Annotated in this window: 15 protein-coding genes and 1 pseudogene; 9 read left to right on the forward strand and 7 right to left on the reverse strand. The window is 33.9% G+C overall.

Annotated elements, in window-relative coordinates:
• Positions 1-152: 152 nt before the first annotated feature.
• A complete protein-coding gene (locus ACK2M2_RS15400) occupies positions 153-605 on the reverse strand; it encodes an Lrp/AsnC family transcriptional regulator (RefSeq protein WP_409512925.1) in 453 nt (150 codons plus the stop codon).
• 109 nt (positions 606-714) lie between these two features.
• Between ACK2M2_RS15400 and ACK2M2_RS15405 the strand changes: the two genes are divergently transcribed.
• Both ACK2M2_RS15405 and panB read left to right on the forward strand, forming a co-directional pair.
• Positions 715-1,350 carry a LysE family translocator gene (locus tag ACK2M2_RS15405; protein ID WP_409512924.1) on the forward strand — a complete coding sequence of 212 codons (636 nt, stop codon included), beginning with the start codon at positions 715-717 and terminating at the stop codon, positions 1,348-1,350.
• 37 nt (positions 1,351-1,387) lie between these two features.
• Positions 1,388-2,179, forward strand: coding sequence for a 3-methyl-2-oxobutanoate hydroxymethyltransferase (gene panB / locus ACK2M2_RS15410; RefSeq protein ID WP_409512923.1), 792 nt, complete (start codon positions 1,388-1,390; stop codon positions 2,177-2,179).
• Between the two features lie 331 nt (positions 2,180-2,510).
• Here the strand turns inward: panB and ACK2M2_RS15415 are convergent, their stop codons facing one another.
• Positions 2,511-3,809 carry a hypothetical protein gene (locus ACK2M2_RS15415; RefSeq protein ID WP_409512922.1) on the reverse strand — a complete coding sequence of 433 codons (1,299 nt, stop codon included), beginning with the start codon at positions 3,807-3,809 and terminating at the stop codon, positions 2,511-2,513.
• 2,140 nt (positions 3,810-5,949) lie between these two features.
• On the reverse strand, positions 5,950-6,159 hold the full coding sequence (locus tag ACK2M2_RS15420; RefSeq protein WP_409512921.1) for a hypothetical protein: 210 nt from the start codon (positions 6,157-6,159) through the stop codon (positions 5,950-5,952).
• Positions 6,160-6,952: 793 nt separating this feature from the next.
• Here ACK2M2_RS15420 and repM point away from each other — a divergent pair.
• From repM to ACK2M2_RS15435, 3 genes are all read left to right on the forward strand, one after another.
• Positions 6,953-7,882, forward strand: a complete 930-nt coding sequence (gene repM / locus ACK2M2_RS15425) for a replication initiation protein RepM (protein WP_409512920.1) — start codon at positions 6,953-6,955, stop codon at positions 7,880-7,882.
• 140 nt (positions 7,883-8,022) lie between these two features.
• Positions 8,023-8,664, forward strand: coding sequence for an AAA family ATPase (locus ACK2M2_RS15430; protein ID WP_409512947.1), 642 nt, complete (start codon positions 8,023-8,025; stop codon positions 8,662-8,664).
• Positions 8,664-8,960, forward strand: a complete 297-nt coding sequence (locus ACK2M2_RS15435) for a hypothetical protein (RefSeq protein WP_086192475.1) — start codon at positions 8,664-8,666, stop codon at positions 8,958-8,960. Before ACK2M2_RS15430 ends, ACK2M2_RS15435 begins: the two co-directional genes overlap by 1 nt.
• 204 nt (positions 8,961-9,164) lie before the next feature.
• Here the strand turns inward: ACK2M2_RS15435 and ACK2M2_RS15440 are convergent, their stop codons facing one another.
• Complete coding sequence (locus ACK2M2_RS15440) at positions 9,165-9,509, reverse strand: nucleotide pyrophosphohydrolase (protein WP_409512946.1); 345 nt, start codon at positions 9,507-9,509, stop codon at positions 9,165-9,167.
• A 17-nt stretch (positions 9,510-9,526) separates the two neighbouring features.
• Entirely contained in the window at positions 9,527-9,766 is a 240-nt protein-coding gene (locus tag ACK2M2_RS15445) for a tellurium resistance protein TerC (RefSeq protein ID WP_409512945.1), read from the reverse strand.
• 154 nt (positions 9,767-9,920) lie between these two features.
• Between ACK2M2_RS15445 and ACK2M2_RS15450 the strand changes: the two genes are divergently transcribed.
• Positions 9,921-10,916, forward strand: a complete 996-nt coding sequence (locus ACK2M2_RS15450) for a DNA cytosine methyltransferase (protein ID WP_409512944.1) — start codon at positions 9,921-9,923, stop codon at positions 10,914-10,916.
• A 21-nt stretch (positions 10,917-10,937) separates the two neighbouring features.
• Here the strand turns inward: ACK2M2_RS15450 and ACK2M2_RS15455 are convergent, their stop codons facing one another.
• A complete protein-coding gene (locus ACK2M2_RS15455) occupies positions 10,938-11,465 on the reverse strand; it encodes a Bsp6I family type II restriction endonuclease (protein ID WP_409512943.1) in 528 nt (175 codons plus the stop codon).
• A 52-nt stretch (positions 11,466-11,517) separates the two neighbouring features.
• Positions 11,518-12,294 carry a hypothetical protein gene (locus ACK2M2_RS15460; protein ID WP_409512942.1) on the reverse strand — a complete coding sequence of 259 codons (777 nt, stop codon included), beginning with the start codon at positions 12,292-12,294 and terminating at the stop codon, positions 11,518-11,520.
• A 276-nt stretch (positions 12,295-12,570) separates the two neighbouring features.
• Here ACK2M2_RS15460 and ACK2M2_RS15465 point away from each other — a divergent pair, with 276 nt between their 5' ends.
• The 3 genes and pseudogenes from ACK2M2_RS15465 to ACK2M2_RS15475 form a co-directional block, all read left to right on the forward strand.
• On the forward strand, positions 12,571-12,894 hold the full coding sequence (locus ACK2M2_RS15465) for a hypothetical protein (RefSeq protein WP_004650131.1): 324 nt from the start codon (positions 12,571-12,573) through the stop codon (positions 12,892-12,894).
• Positions 12,875-13,186: a helix-turn-helix domain-containing protein gene (locus ACK2M2_RS15470; protein ID WP_004650130.1), complete on the forward strand. Its 312-nt coding sequence runs from the start codon at positions 12,875-12,877 to the stop codon at positions 13,184-13,186. Before ACK2M2_RS15465 ends, ACK2M2_RS15470 begins: the two co-directional genes overlap by 20 nt.
• 551 nt (positions 13,187-13,737) lie before the next feature.
• Positions 13,738-13,989, forward strand: a pseudogene (locus ACK2M2_RS15475) (hypothetical protein); the annotation flags it as partial.
• Positions 13,990-14,066: the final 77 nt, after the last annotated feature.

The following is a 14,066-nucleotide window of genomic DNA, read 5'->3' on the forward strand; positions in this document are numbered from 1 at the left end:
GTCCATGGTGATAAAAACCATCATAAACCAGACATTTTTATTGGTGAGAATATAGACACTTTAAATGGGTTCTAACATTTCATTTCGTATAACCTCCATTATGTTAAATGGGATGCATTAGTCGATTTTTTCTAGGAGTTATAAGACATATTTTATAAGGGAAATAAGCGGTTAGAAATCACACTTTTCATGACCATGGTGGAGGTAAGTCGTTGAACTCCCGGAAGAGCAGAAAGCTTTTCATCATATAGTTTTTGAAAATTAGCTAAATCGCTTACAACCACATGTAATAAATAATCAGGATCTCCAAATAAGCGCTGTGCTTGAATGATGTAAGGGATATCAAGAATAGCCTCCTCAAAATGGGAAAGAGTCTTTTTATCACCATCTTTCATCGTCACAAATACAATCGTCGAAAATTCTAGCCCAATACGACTCGCTTCAAGCTGAGCACAATACCCTTTTATTATCCCTGACTCTTCTAAAGTCCGAAGTCTTCGATGACATGGTGAAAGACTTAAGCCTACTTTTTCTGCCAATTCTGTAATCGATAAACGCCCATTAGATTGTAATTCAGCAAGAATCTTTCTATCTATCTTATCCATTTAGAAAAATCTTCCTTTTAAATTGAGTTATGAGCAACTATTTGAAAGCACATTCTAGATCTTAAGACTTATCCTTTCCAGCTTGTGAAATGAAATGATTTTTTAATTTATGACCTTTAATACAATTATCGCCTTTTGGAGTATATCCATTCTTTTTGTTCTCACTCCCGGGGCTGATTGGGCATACGCAATTTCAGCTGGAATTAAAGAAAGAATTCTACCTGCTATCTCAGGGTTGTTACTTGGTCATTTTATAGCAACACTTATTGTTGCTGCGGGTGTAGGGACACTTGTTGCGAGCCAACCTTTAGCGCTTATGGCACTTACTGTTATTGGGTCGCTTTATTTATTATGGATTGGGATTAGTTTATCTCGTTATCCGACAACTATATCTAATGAAAAAAAACTCAACCTAGACACTAATAAACCATGGTGGAACTGGGTTATTAAGGGTTTCGGGGTAAGTGGGCTAAATCCAAAAGTCTTTTTGTTATTCCTCGCATTATTACCCCAATTTATTCATACATCTGCATCATGGTCTGTTACTACACAAATTATTTCTTTGGGGTTAATTCATATTTTTAGTTGTGCTGTGGTCTACTTTTTGGTGGGTTTTTGTGCTCAAACTTTATTAAAAACACGCCCACATGTTGCACAGATTGTTAGCCGAATTTCAGGAGGCTTAATGGTTTTAATCGCTATTATTTTAATCATAGATCAGGTTAAACATTACAATTTTGGATAAGCGCCAAAAATTTAATAGATGAAATCGTGAGGAAATCATGCAGCAAGTTACATTACAGACATTAAAAAAGATGAAAAAGGATGGAGAAAAAATCGCAGTTTTAACTTGCTACGATTCAACTTTTTCCAAGATTTCAAATCAAGCAGGCATTGATGCTTTACTGATTGGAGATACATTAGGGATGGTCTTACAGGGAAATGATAGTACCTTACCTGTAACTATTGAGCAGATGGTTTACCATACTGCATGTGTCAATAAAGGCAACGATCATGCTTTTATCATTGCTGATATGCCATTTATGAGCTATTCATCTCCAGAGCTTGCTCTCAAAAATGCTGCCCTTCTCATGCAAGCTGGTGCTCATATGGTGAAAATTGAAGGTGATTTATGGCTTTCAGAAATAATTAAACAACTCACTCAAAATGGTGTACCTGTATGTGCTCATATTGGTTTAACACCTCAAGCAGTTCACGTTTTCGGTGGTTTTAAAGTTCAAGGCAAAACTGAGGAGCAAGCAAATCATCTTCTCAATACAGCAAAACAATTAGAACACGCAGGAGCTGTCATGCTATTGCTTGAATGTGTGCCGTCTAATCTTGCCGCAAAAATTTCTCAGTCAGTCACGATTCCCGTTATTGGCATTGGTGCTGGGGCAGAAACAGATGCTCAAGTTCTGGTGCTACATGACATGTTAGGACTTAATGATAAACCCGCAAAATTTGTACGCAATTTTATGCAAGACAAAACTAGTATTCAGGAAGCGATTGAAAGTTATGTTTCTGCTGTAAAAGATGGTTCTTTCCCGAGTGCGAAACATCAATATATTTAGTAATTTGTACGTGTTTAATTTAGTTTTCCTAAAATTAACATAATACACCTTATTCGAAATACTTGAAATGATCTTATTGTTCTGATTTTTATGCATTTTTTAATTTTTAAAGCCTAGATTAGAGTCTAGGCTTTTTCTGTTAGAACCCATTTTAAAGTTTCCATAATTTCCTTTTTTACTAGTAAAGCTAAAGAACCTAAGTGAATATTGTAAAAAATAGGAAAAATAATTTTTTATATGATTTATTTTATTAAATTATTTAACGATTTTGGAAAAAAATATCAAAACAGCCTAACTGTTAAATTATTTAACAATATTGAAAAACACCTATCTATTTGTTATATTTAATTTTTTTAATGATATTTTTGACATCATTTTCAGTATCATCTCTAACCTCCACATTCGGTTTAGGATCAGCAAGGTTTCTATTTTTGGCTTGGTTTATACGCAGTAAATCAGCATAAATATACTTTTCTAATGCTTTTTCATCTTCAATCTGACTTAAGCTTTGATCTACATGATTCTCAGCTTTATACGACAAAATCGTTTGAGTGAACCGCATCACTCGCTCATGTAACTCTGTAAAGGAATAAATATTAAAGTCGACTCTCGTACTATAAAATGCCTCTCTTTTAATCTGTTCTAAATCAAAAGCTTGATAGATCGGAAACGTACGTTTCTTTTGAACTTGTCTTTTCCCTTTGACTGCATTCTGACGTACAGCTCTGCGGTTGTATTTCTTTTCAAGCTCATAGCAAATTTCCCCTACATCTTGAGTCGTGCCACGGAAAGCAGGGACATTCGACAAAGCAAAAACGCCTGCTTCAATCGCTTTTTTTAGCTCATCATCAGTCAGCCAAGTTTTGACCTGATCTTTGGTCGGACTTACTTTATTTTTTGCTTCAAACTGCTGTTTTTTAATATGCTTCTTTTGTGTCAGTTTCGACTGAATCCCTGCTCTACACAGTTTTAAAATATGTGCTTTGTATTGCGGTGTCAGATGCCAAGTCCATGAAGTAGGTTTGATCAGTTTGGCATCCCCCTTTTTTTCTTGCATCAACTTGTACTCAGCTAAACGCTTTTTACTCCGATCAGAAAGGCGAAGTACCACTTTGGGCATGTCTTGACTGAAAAGCTGTAGCCGTGAATCACGGTGTAAGAGGCAGTGAAAAGTATCCTGACATGGTCTGCCATCCTTTTCCTTAAAGCTTTTCTTTATGAGTTGCTTTTGATAGCTAATCACACGCTGAAACCGTTGTTCAGCGGTCATCTTAGTCATTTCAACTTCTGTTAAATGAAACTCTTCTATCATCTTTGTGATAACTGACTGCTTCTCCCTCAAAGCACTTGGTAAAGTCACCATAACAAAAACCTGGCACTTGCCTTGCCGTAAAAGTTGCTGATTAAGCTGAATCACCAAATGTGCATTGCACAAGTCCTTTTTATCTCTAGCTTTAGAGCGTGAGTCTCCTGTTTTACTGACGTGAAATTTGCTGATCAACCAAGCCAAAGTGTTCTGTGCTTTATCAACATCAATGAAAAACTTTTGATAGAACGTGGCCTTAGCTAGATACACCGTTCGGTGTAAAGCAGACATTGTGATTTCATCACTTGTCGTATAAAAAATCATGTATTCCCCAAAATCTATAAATAAAAGCCGAGATGTAGTAGGGCGAATGTAGTAAAAATAAAAATTTAGGGTCTTACTTTTTTTAATGTATTAACATCTCTTCACAAATCTGTTTTGCTTTTTAATAAAAGGCTTGCGTAGCAGGGCTTTTAAAGGTTTTTCGAAGAAAAACTGCCACCTGAAAGGTGGCTAAGGGGCAACGAGACGTAGTTAAGTTGTTCCTTAGATTAACTCGGCTCGTTGCCCCTGCTCTTATTCACCATCTAACTTCATGGTGGTATAACAATTCAGAACGACATTTTCAGTGTGATGCTGAAAAAAGACTTTTCGACGCTCTAAGGCAGTCGGCAGTTCTTGACCTCAAAGTTAAGGACTGACCATCCTTAACTGTTTTTTCTTTTCGAAATAGCTAAGGACTGACCATCCTTAGTGCATCTTGGCTCTTATGTGGCTGTAAGAGTTGGCGAAAGCCTATATTTTCGTGTAGCTCTATACTGGTGAAAGCTAGTTGGTAGGGTTGCGACGGAGACTGTGAGAACCTCAATGCAAAACCTCCCTGCTACTCTTTGAGTAGGAATGGTTTGCATGTCAGTTCTCCTTTTATCCTTTCAGTTAAATCAAATTGCCCTCAGCCCATATAAAAACACTCGGCTGAGTCGCCTTCGGGCGACACTGAAAAACTTAGAGCCATTCTGAGTCTAAAGACCTGAATTGCAATAAGCCGTTTTATGGAATGGAAGTCGAGACATGATGTCGAGACGAAAACACCATACGCTGGGTTAACCTGCTAGTGAATTTTCACTGTTGGGAGGTTTAGAAGCCTCATCTTGCGTACCCGATCGGGGAGGACGTGCATCAACCGCTAAGCGGGAAATTGTACGGGGGAAGAAAAAAGTCGAAAGGCTTGTGGGTCTGTCTCATTTGACAGATTCCCTCTCGGTCAGTGGTAACACTGATCGCCAAATAGCTCAACCGAACCACCTCTTCTAGCGTCAAAAATACGCTAGGAATGACAGAGGCTGGAGGGATGCTTATGAAAACTTTGAAGGTATTTATGCTGTAAAAGTGATTGATCTGACCAACGAAAACCGTGTGATTTAAGTGGAGTTGCGGAACAACGCTCCATGAAGTCAAGGATGGCAAACCAAGTGTTGCACGGTGTAATGTTGAAGGTCTAGTAAGCCCTGTTTCTGTTTATTCAGATACAGCGATTCATAAAACTAAAGTGGGAAGCACAGGAGTTTAAGTTAAACGGTTTAGCCTCCGTTTAGGCGTTCTAAGGTTGAAAAACCGAAAGAAGAACTTTAGTCATAATAAAAATCTATAAAGGCTTCATTTGCCCAAGTAGATACAAAAGACTTTCACCTGTGAGAGATCGTGCGAGTAAGAGATAATTCGCCGAAGAATTATCGCTAAGCAGTCGAGTACGAAAAAAACGTGCAAGCCTGTGGATGAAAGTGCGAACGGAAATAGTGAGATAGAAATCGAAAAGTTAGAATTTTGTTGCGGTTAAACAGGTCGTTTAACTTCTCTCAAAGCTTTGGTCGGCTGTGGGATTCAGGGTGGTACTTGAAAGCAAAATTCGAAGTCAAATTTTAGGTTTTTTTATAAAAAAACCAAGAGTTTAGGTTTAGCTTAAACACGGTCATTTCGTATCAATGCAGTTTTCAATGTTCTGTAAAAACAAGCGTTTAGGTCTTCGTATAAAGCCTTCAGTTAGCTAGTGCAATTGAAACGTAACTAGGTCGATGAATGATTTTTTATTTAGCATTTTTGGCAACTCGGTCAAAGTCAGCCTTTAATCAAAATACAAAAATTCGGGATTCAAGCGATTGATGTTTTTCGCTTTTTTAAAATATCAAACCGTCATTTAAAATGGCACACCTTTCAACAAGGTTTGTTGATGCAATCCTCAGCATAACGAGGACTATCTATTCAAAATGAGTCCGATTTTTAAATAAATACGCTTATTTCTAAACTGTATTTCAGTTTCATTATAGTTTTTGGGAACTATCACAATTTTGTGGTAGTTCCTGATCCTTCATAGAAGCTCACCATTTGCTTTCTAAGCGACTTTTATTAATCTGCATAAAACACTAAGCTACACCATTAAAAGTAGAAACTAATGCAATCTATGAGCTTAGTTCTTATCCTTAGATATATCTTGTTCACAGTCTGCCATAAAATCTTCTAAACCTTTGGGATTATCAAATAATTTAAAATACTCTTCCCAAGTTTCTATTTGCTCTTGATCTTCTTTGAAGACTCCATCCGTATCAAGTTTATAGCTTCTTGGAGGTTTGTCTAAAATGCTTATGGTGAGAGAAACTAAATCTTGATCTTTACTCATAGGTGATCTCCTTAGTGAGTGTCTACGAGCGACAAAAAGAAAAATTGCGCCTAGACTCCTTGAAAAACAGCTTTTCAAACAGGGTTACTTAATATCTGTAGTAAATCACATGATGATCTTTACTCCTAGATCGAGCGTAGCGAGCATAAATACTTATGAGCGAAGCGAATTCAGAGTTGTGTTTTTTTATAAAATTGATTCAAAGTGTTTGCAAAAAAATTGCCTCCAAGAATCGAGCGATAGCGAGATTCAATAGAGTTTGAGCATAGCGAAAACATAGGGCAATTTTTTATAGTGGGCAATTTTTTATAGTTTAGGTTTTTAATGTTTTTAATGTTTTTAATGTTTTTAAGTACTCTGAAACCATTATGAATAAAGTGTTTCAGAGCTTATATAGCAACGTTTACTCGGTTATATAGCAACGTTTACTCGGTTATATAGCAACGTTTACTCGGTTATATAGCAACGTTTACTTAGGATATGACAACAAAAATAAACAATGTTGTTATAATTAATATATTTATTAAAATCAATACTTTATAGAATTTGAAATATTTTATTTTTTTACGAATTTACGTTTTATGATGCTTTTACCTTAAATATAGCAACAAAAACTCGGTCAATGTTTTATATTTAACAATCAATATTCTATTGAAATATAAGTATTAATTTTAAATTTATTATATTAGATTTAGTAAAAAACCATCAATTTCTTGAATTTTCATTATAAATTGACAACGAGATTATTTCATGTTGCTATAACAACAGATTATTTCATGTTGCTTATTTACTTATGAAAGACGTAATTGTTAAATCAAATAAACTAGTAGAAGCGATTCAAACATTAACTTTGTCTGAGACACGTTTGGTTCAACTAGCTATTATTGATGCTAGAGAAAAAGGACACGGCCTTAGCTCTCAACATCCTCTTGAATTAAAGGCTGAAAGATATGCGAAAGCGTTTAATGTCACGCTAGATGCCTCGTATTCAACCTTATTAGAAGCCGAACAAAATCTTTTTAAGAGACAATTCACTATTACTAATGATGATGGCTCTCCTACCAAAAGTCGTTGGATTCAAGATGTGAATTACCAAAAAGGTGAAGGTAAAATTTTAGTCACCTTAACTCGTGTTCTTATTGATCATATAACTAGGATTGACGGATTTACACAGTATTTCACTCAATATCATTTAGAACAAACAGCAAATTTTACAAGTGTTTATGCTATTAGACTTTATGAATTATTAGCACAATGGCGAACAGCTAGACATACACCAGTATTTGAAATCAATAAATTTAGAGAACAATTAGGAGTTGGAATTAATGAATACTCTCGAGTTGAAGCTTTCAAAAGACGTGTTTTGGAACCAGCCTTACTTCAAATCAATGAGTTCTCCGACCTAACAGCCAAATATACTCAACAAAAAAACGGACGATCTATTTCAGGTTTTTCCTTCACCTTAAAAGTCACAAACAAAGAAAAAGAACTCAAAGATGTAACCTCATCTAAACAATATAAAAAGATGACAGATTCTCAGCGATTCCTTTTTGCTAGGAAACTTGCAGAATTATCTGAGATGTCTAAATACTCTGTAGGTACTGAGTCGTATGATCAATTTGCAATACGTATTGCAGACATGCTTAAAGATGAACAGAAATTTGTAGAGCTATACCCTTGCTTACTTAAAGTTGGCTATTTAGAAAAAAGTCAAATAAACTAAGTTATGTAAGTTATGTAAGTTATGTAAGTTATGTAAGTTATGTAAGTTATGTAAGTTATGTAAGTTATGTAAGTTATTATTTGATCCATAGCATAACTAAGCTATACTTATTTTATTAAATAAGTTACTTAAGTTAAATAATGATTATTTTAATTGGTGGAGAAAAAGGTGGCTCTGGGAAGAGTTGTCTTGCACAAAACTTAGCAGTTTATCTGCAACAGAAAAATCATGACATCTTACTTTTAGATGCCGACCCACAAGGTACTACAACAGATTGGGTCAAAGAGCGTGATGTAAATCAAGATCTAAGAAACATTCCATCCGTTCAGGCTGCTGGTAATATTCGACAAGTTCTAGATGATCTGTCTAAAAGATACCAAGACATCATTATTGATGCTGGGGGGCAAGATTCAGAAGCTTTACGTTCAGCAATGACGATAGCTACACATATGCTATTACCCTTTAGGCCAAAGCGCAGAGATCTTAAAACTTTAGTTCATGTTGAACAGCTTATTCGCTTAGCTAGAGCTGTGAATCCAAATCTAATTACTAATGCTGTAATTACCCAATGCCCGACTTTGCCTAGCCAAGCTCAGCGTATTTTAGATGCAAAAGAGGCCTGTGAGTCCTTTGGAATTATTCCACTGAGTCAATTCACAACCAATCGAAATGTTTATGATGATGCTGATGAAAATGGTCTTTCTGTATTTGAAGTAGACACTGACAAAAAAGCTGTCACTGAAATTGAGCAACTTGTAGTCGAATTTTTAGGAGACTTGTAATGGCATTAAAAGGGTTAACCAAATCAGCTCATGAAGCTAAATCTCCAGAAAAGCAAATCGAAGATTTTATTGTGGGTTCTACTAAACGGGCAAAGAATCTAGAAATATCTCAACAAATTTATCGTCGTTTTACATTTTCTCTAACAGAGGAAGTGAGTAAAGAAATAGATCATTTGCTAGTAGAGTCTCGAGTAGCTAAAGCTAATCGTTCTTTAATCCTAAAAGCAGCAATCCATCAATTACAAAAGTTATCTCCAGAAGAGTTACATAATATAGTACTTAATGAAGTTAAATAACTTACGTAAGTTAAGCAATATTTTATTCAGTTTAATTAAATAAAATCGTGAAACATTGATCACTTAGTAGGCGTGAAACGTGAATAATCATTAAAAAAGCCCAATCGGGTGTGATTGGGCTTTTTGACATACTATAAGCAAATGATTTATATCAGATAAAATAAAGCATTTCGTATAAGGTGTATTATGTTAATTTTAGAAAAACTAATCTAGTTCATTATATTTTTTATTTGATCCTTTAAATTTACTAATAGGATACTTTTGATTATTCAATTCTATTTTTTCAAGAACAGCCTGTTGTATATCAATCTCATAATACTTAGCTATGTAGTTTAAAAAAATATATACATCGGCTAATTCATTTCGCACTTTTTGTACATCGACTTGCTCTGATTCCTCATCCGTTTTCCATAAAAATAGTTCAGCTAACTCAGAACTTTCTATAGTTAACCCCAAGACAAGATCTTTAATTTTATGAAACTTTTCCCAATCTCGATCATTTCTAAAATTTAGAATTTTATGCTGTAATTCTTGGATTTCATTTGTCATTTTTCATAACCAAATATTTAATTTTCAATAATATTTTCTGAAAATACTCTTTTTGTTTTTTCTATAACATCTAAATAATTCAACTGATTCTTATGTAACTCTTGCATAAGATTGATGACGATCGCTAATTGTAATGGGACAAATCCTTTCAACTTATAATTAGTTATAGAATTAGGATTCATACCTAATATTCTCGCAAAATCTTTTATGTTTAGATTTAACCCTATTAGGGCAATTTGAAACTCTTTATAAGTCATATTTCTATCTTTCTTTAGACATTCTAATTAGCCAAAAATAGCACACCATTAATGTGTTAACAAATTATTTATGTGTTTTTGTGATTTATGGGCTACTTTTTTAGAAATAACTCTTTAGACTCCTTATCAAGTTAAAACATATCGTGAATAGACAATGAAGTGTGCATCTTTTTTTGCTGGTGTTGGTGGTATTGATCTAAGCTTTGATAAGGCTGGATTTGAAACCATTTATGCAAATGAACTTGATAAGTTTGCTGTAGAGACCATTAGAGCTAATTTTGATTTTCTTGTTGATCATAGAGATATCAATGATGTAAAAGCTTCTGAAATCCCAGATTTCGATATTATGCTAGCAGGGTTTCCATGCCAGGCTTTTTCTGTAGCTGGTTATAGACAAGGTTTTGATGATGAAAAAGGTAGAGGAAACTTATACTTTGAACTTGAACGAATCTTTGAAGAGAAAAAGCCTTCTGTGATTTTGCTAGAAAATGTTAAAAACCTAGTAAGCCATGATCAAGGAAATACGTTTAAAGTTATTATTGAGAGCCTTAAAAATCATGGTTATCACGTTAAATACAAAGTCTTAAATGCCTGTGAATATGGAAATATTCCTCAAAACCGTGAACGTATATACGTTGTTTGTTTTAAAGATATTAAAGCTTATGAAAAGTTTGAATTTCCACATGCTATTCCTTTAGATACATCAATAAATGATCTATTAGAAGATGAAACAAACATAGACAAAAAATATTTTTATACTGAAAAAACTCCTTTCTTTAACCAATTAGTTGAAGATATTAAAGATGCAAAAACTTTGTATCAGTGGAGACGTCAGTATGTGCGTGAAAACAAAAGTAATATGTGTCCGACTTTAACTGCAAACATGGGTACAGGTGGACATAATGTTCCTTTACTTAACGTCCAAGGTAAACCTGATACGATTAGAAAGTTAACGCCAAGAGAGTGTTTTAATTTTCAAGGATTCCCTAAAGAATTTATTCTTCCCGAACAAACAAGTAATGCGAACCTTTATAAACAAGCTGGTAATAGTGTTGTAGTACCCGTAATTGAGCGAATTGCTTTAGAAATTAAAAAAGCTCTAGAAGTTAAAAAAGAAAATAATGAAAACAAACAAATAGCTCTTATATAGAGCTATTTGTAATCTTAAGTTTTACAATTGAATCCCAAGTTGCAAGGCTAGTTGATTTAAATCTAAAACAGTAACAGGTTGAAGATTACGTTGATTAATTTGATTAATTAATGACAATCTAGGTCTTCGTCCTTGATTTTGATGGTCAAGGACAGTCTCATTTAAATTCACAGGACATAATTGAAATTGACTAAAATTCATATTCATATCATATATATAAAGATGATTGTTCACTAAATCTAATCTTGCAAAAATAAGAATATCAAATCTTATATCTGGACTAAATGAAGTTAGGTCATGGTTAAAATTAGATGTTGCTTTGATTTCAACTAACTCTCCATTAAGACCTGTACCATCCCCAGGAAGTTTAGTCTTAGCTTTATTGTGCCAAGTATATCTTAATGTATAACAGCACAATGATTCTGAGATTGCTTCTGGAAAATTTACTGTTCGGCTAGCAAAATGAGATAAAGATACATTTAACCATTTCCAAGCTTTATAGCTTTCGAGAATTAAAGTTAAGTCTTGAGTTGTGACATTAGTTGCCATTAAAGATTCTCCCCTTTAAGTAAAGGGAGCTATTTAACAGATTCTATAAGTTCTATCCAATAGACATCTGTCTAAAGAAACCACTTTGTAAATAGTAATTTGAGGCATCCATTCTCGTTTTTCCATTAAGAGTCGAATTCTGAGGAAGAATGTAACCTTCTTCAATCATCTTAACTAAACTATCATTTGAAACATATCCAACTACTTCTAAAGTAACTGATACAGTCTTAATAATTTTAGTAAAAAAAATATTTTTTAAATTATTAATATCAATCTCTTGTGAAAAATTTATTTCTTTGACCAAATCATGAATATCAGTTCTTACTCGACTAAAAAATAGAAAATCATAAACTCCTTTACTTTCAGAATTCTGGTTTGGTAAATAAATAGCTTTTCCATCTCTAACTACCCAATCTTTTTCTTCCAATAAAAGTAAATTCCCGAAGTGTTTAGTTGTTTTGACTGCAATATGATATTGAGAGTTAATAACAAAATCAGAGCTATCCCATTTCCCTAATCCATAACACTCATAATCAATTTCTGTAATGTTATTAACCATTGGTCGCTTTTTGGAAATATTAAAAAATGCTACTTCTCCCAATTTACCAATAAAGACATCACAAAATTTTTGAAGATTATTTCGTACTAATTGACCACCAGATCTGTAGCTTCGATGCTCTCCTGTAGCACCAAATGTCATATTCCAACTAAATAAAAATGCTTGTTCTAAATCTTGAATACTACACTCAGCATTAGTTCTACTGCTAAAAGGTACTTTAGCGTTAACTTCATAATTATTATCGGTTTTAGTTAGCTTCCTAAAAGTCATATTTCAACATTCAAAGTTTTCAGTTCATAAATATTACATTGGATTTAACATAAAATCTCTTATGCGAAATTCGACTATTAGCCTGCAAGTAGAAATGCCTTAAATAAAATGAGCTGATTAACCCATTTATTCGGCTCATATTATGAGCCGAATGTGCTCAAAATACTTCTATTGAACAAAAAAATAGGTTTTCGATAATCTCGGTGTACTTTAGTTTCTTTACAGATACGACTTAGTCGTATTAAAATACTACTATGTGGTATTCAAGGTTTAAAAATGCTAACAATATGTGAAACGCCTTATTTTAGTAAAATTTGTTTTATGTATTGGGATGAAAAAGAATATGAGGAATTTAAGACGTTCTTATCTTTAAACCCTAATGCAGGTGATGTTGAGCCTAATTCAGGTGGTATTCGTAAGGTTAGATGGACAAGTGGTGGACGAGGTAAAAGCTCTGGTGTTCGAGTCATTTACTTTAACCGTTTAGAAAACGGTGAAATTTGGCTACTGACACTCTACAGTAAAAAAGAAACCACCCAACTGAGTAAAAAGACACTTCAATTATTAGTGGAGAAATTAAATGACTCGTTTAACGGCTAAAGAAATCGAAGCTTTTGAAGCAACTAGAGATATTGAAGCAGAAATTTTGCAGGGTATAGACGATATGCTTGCAAATAATGCAGCAAAACGTACTGTGATTACTGAAACAGATGTCGCCCTAGCTCGTAGGAAAGCGGATTTAACACAAGAACAATTTGCCAATATTCTAGGTACATCAAAACGAACATTAGAAAGTTGGGAACAAGGAACAAGACGACCAAGTAAAGCAGCTCAATCGCTGATTAAGCTTTTCATTATTGATCCTAAGTTTGTTCGAGAAAACTTAGCCTGATCTAAAAGATACAAGCAATAAAAAAGCCCAACATCCTGTTGGGCTTTTTTACATATTTGATGCTTGAGGTATAACTCCTGTCGTACCTTTAACATTTCCTTGTTCTTTGGTTTTTCTTATTCTCTGGAGCATCCTGCTCTCTATGTATTCATGATAAGAAATTGTGTTCCATGGGTATATTGGCAAAATCCCTAAATTACTGTACGCCTAGGCGTACAACACATTTAAATTATCCCAAGATTTGTCCGCAGAAATTGGGGATAATTTAAGCACTGGATGAATTGATAACACAGGTGAAACGCCCAATTCGATTAAAAAACGCTCAATTTTATTGGCGAAATATACCAGTTTTGTTCATAAAAAAGCCGATATGTTTCTATATCGGCTTTTGGCTGGTTTTTTGAATTTTTGAATGATGCTAATTAATTGATATTACAGGCTTATTACAAATTGATTTCGCATAAGCACCATTATGTTAAATGGGAGCAAACGACCTCCAAGAAAATCGGTATAGTATGAATAGTTATTGAGTAGATAAGAGAATTAAGTTAATGAAATACTCAAAAGAAAAAATAGTAAAAGCCCTATTACTTGCTCCTTTACCACTACTTTTTTTCACAGCATTGCTATTTATCATAATGAATCGTGAATATAGTCTATATTCAATTTTTGTGGTTTTTGCAGGGCATGGTCTTGTTTACTTGGCTTATAGTATTTTGACAGTACCTTTTAGCTTTATGGTCTCAATTCTTTTAAATCGTTATAGTATTCTTAATTTGCTAACTATCTGTATTAGCTCTTTATGATGTGTGCTGAAAAAACAGGAGGTTTTAACTTGGTAAACTAAACACACTCATCAGGAGTTTACCATGAGCAAGAA

It is taken from the genome of Acinetobacter sp. TY1 (assembly GCF_048551395.1).
GTDB lineage: Bacteria > Pseudomonadota > Gammaproteobacteria > Pseudomonadales > Moraxellaceae > Acinetobacter.

Coding starts and splice junctions, on each gene's coding strand:
- ACK2M2_RS15400 (WP_409512925.1), bottom strand. CDS start 605: ATGGATAAGATAGATAGAAAGATTCTTGCTGAATTACAATCTAATGGG.
- ACK2M2_RS15405 (WP_409512924.1), top strand. CDS start 715: ATGACCTTTAATACAATTATCGCCTTTTGGAGTATATCCATTCTTTTT.
- panB (WP_409512923.1), top strand. CDS start 1,388: ATGCAGCAAGTTACATTACAGACATTAAAAAAGATGAAAAAGGATGGA.
- ACK2M2_RS15415 (WP_409512922.1), bottom strand. CDS start 3,809: ATGATTTTTTATACGACAAGTGATGAAATCACAATGTCTGCTTTACAC.
- ACK2M2_RS15420 (WP_409512921.1), bottom strand. CDS start 6,159: ATGAGTAAAGATCAAGATTTAGTTTCTCTCACCATAAGCATTTTAGAC.
- repM (WP_409512920.1), top strand. CDS start 6,953: ATGAAAGACGTAATTGTTAAATCAAATAAACTAGTAGAAGCGATTCAA.
- ACK2M2_RS15430 (WP_409512947.1), top strand. CDS start 8,023: ATGATTATTTTAATTGGTGGAGAAAAAGGTGGCTCTGGGAAGAGTTGT.
- ACK2M2_RS15435 (WP_086192475.1), top strand. CDS start 8,664: ATGGCATTAAAAGGGTTAACCAAATCAGCTCATGAAGCTAAATCTCCA.
- ACK2M2_RS15440 (WP_409512946.1), bottom strand. CDS start 9,509: ATGACAAATGAAATCCAAGAATTACAGCATAAAATTCTAAATTTTAGA.
- ACK2M2_RS15445 (WP_409512945.1), bottom strand. CDS start 9,766: ATGACTTATAAAGAGTTTCAAATTGCCCTAATAGGGTTAAATCTAAAC.
- ACK2M2_RS15450 (WP_409512944.1), top strand. CDS start 9,921: ATGAAGTGTGCATCTTTTTTTGCTGGTGTTGGTGGTATTGATCTAAGC.
- ACK2M2_RS15455 (WP_409512943.1), bottom strand. CDS start 11,465: ATGGCAACTAATGTCACAACTCAAGACTTAACTTTAATTCTCGAAAGC.
- ACK2M2_RS15460 (WP_409512942.1), bottom strand. CDS start 12,294: ATGACTTTTAGGAAGCTAACTAAAACCGATAATAATTATGAAGTTAAC.
- ACK2M2_RS15465 (WP_004650131.1), top strand. CDS start 12,571: ATGCTAACAATATGTGAAACGCCTTATTTTAGTAAAATTTGTTTTATG.
- ACK2M2_RS15470 (WP_004650130.1), top strand. CDS start 12,875: ATGACTCGTTTAACGGCTAAAGAAATCGAAGCTTTTGAAGCAACTAGA.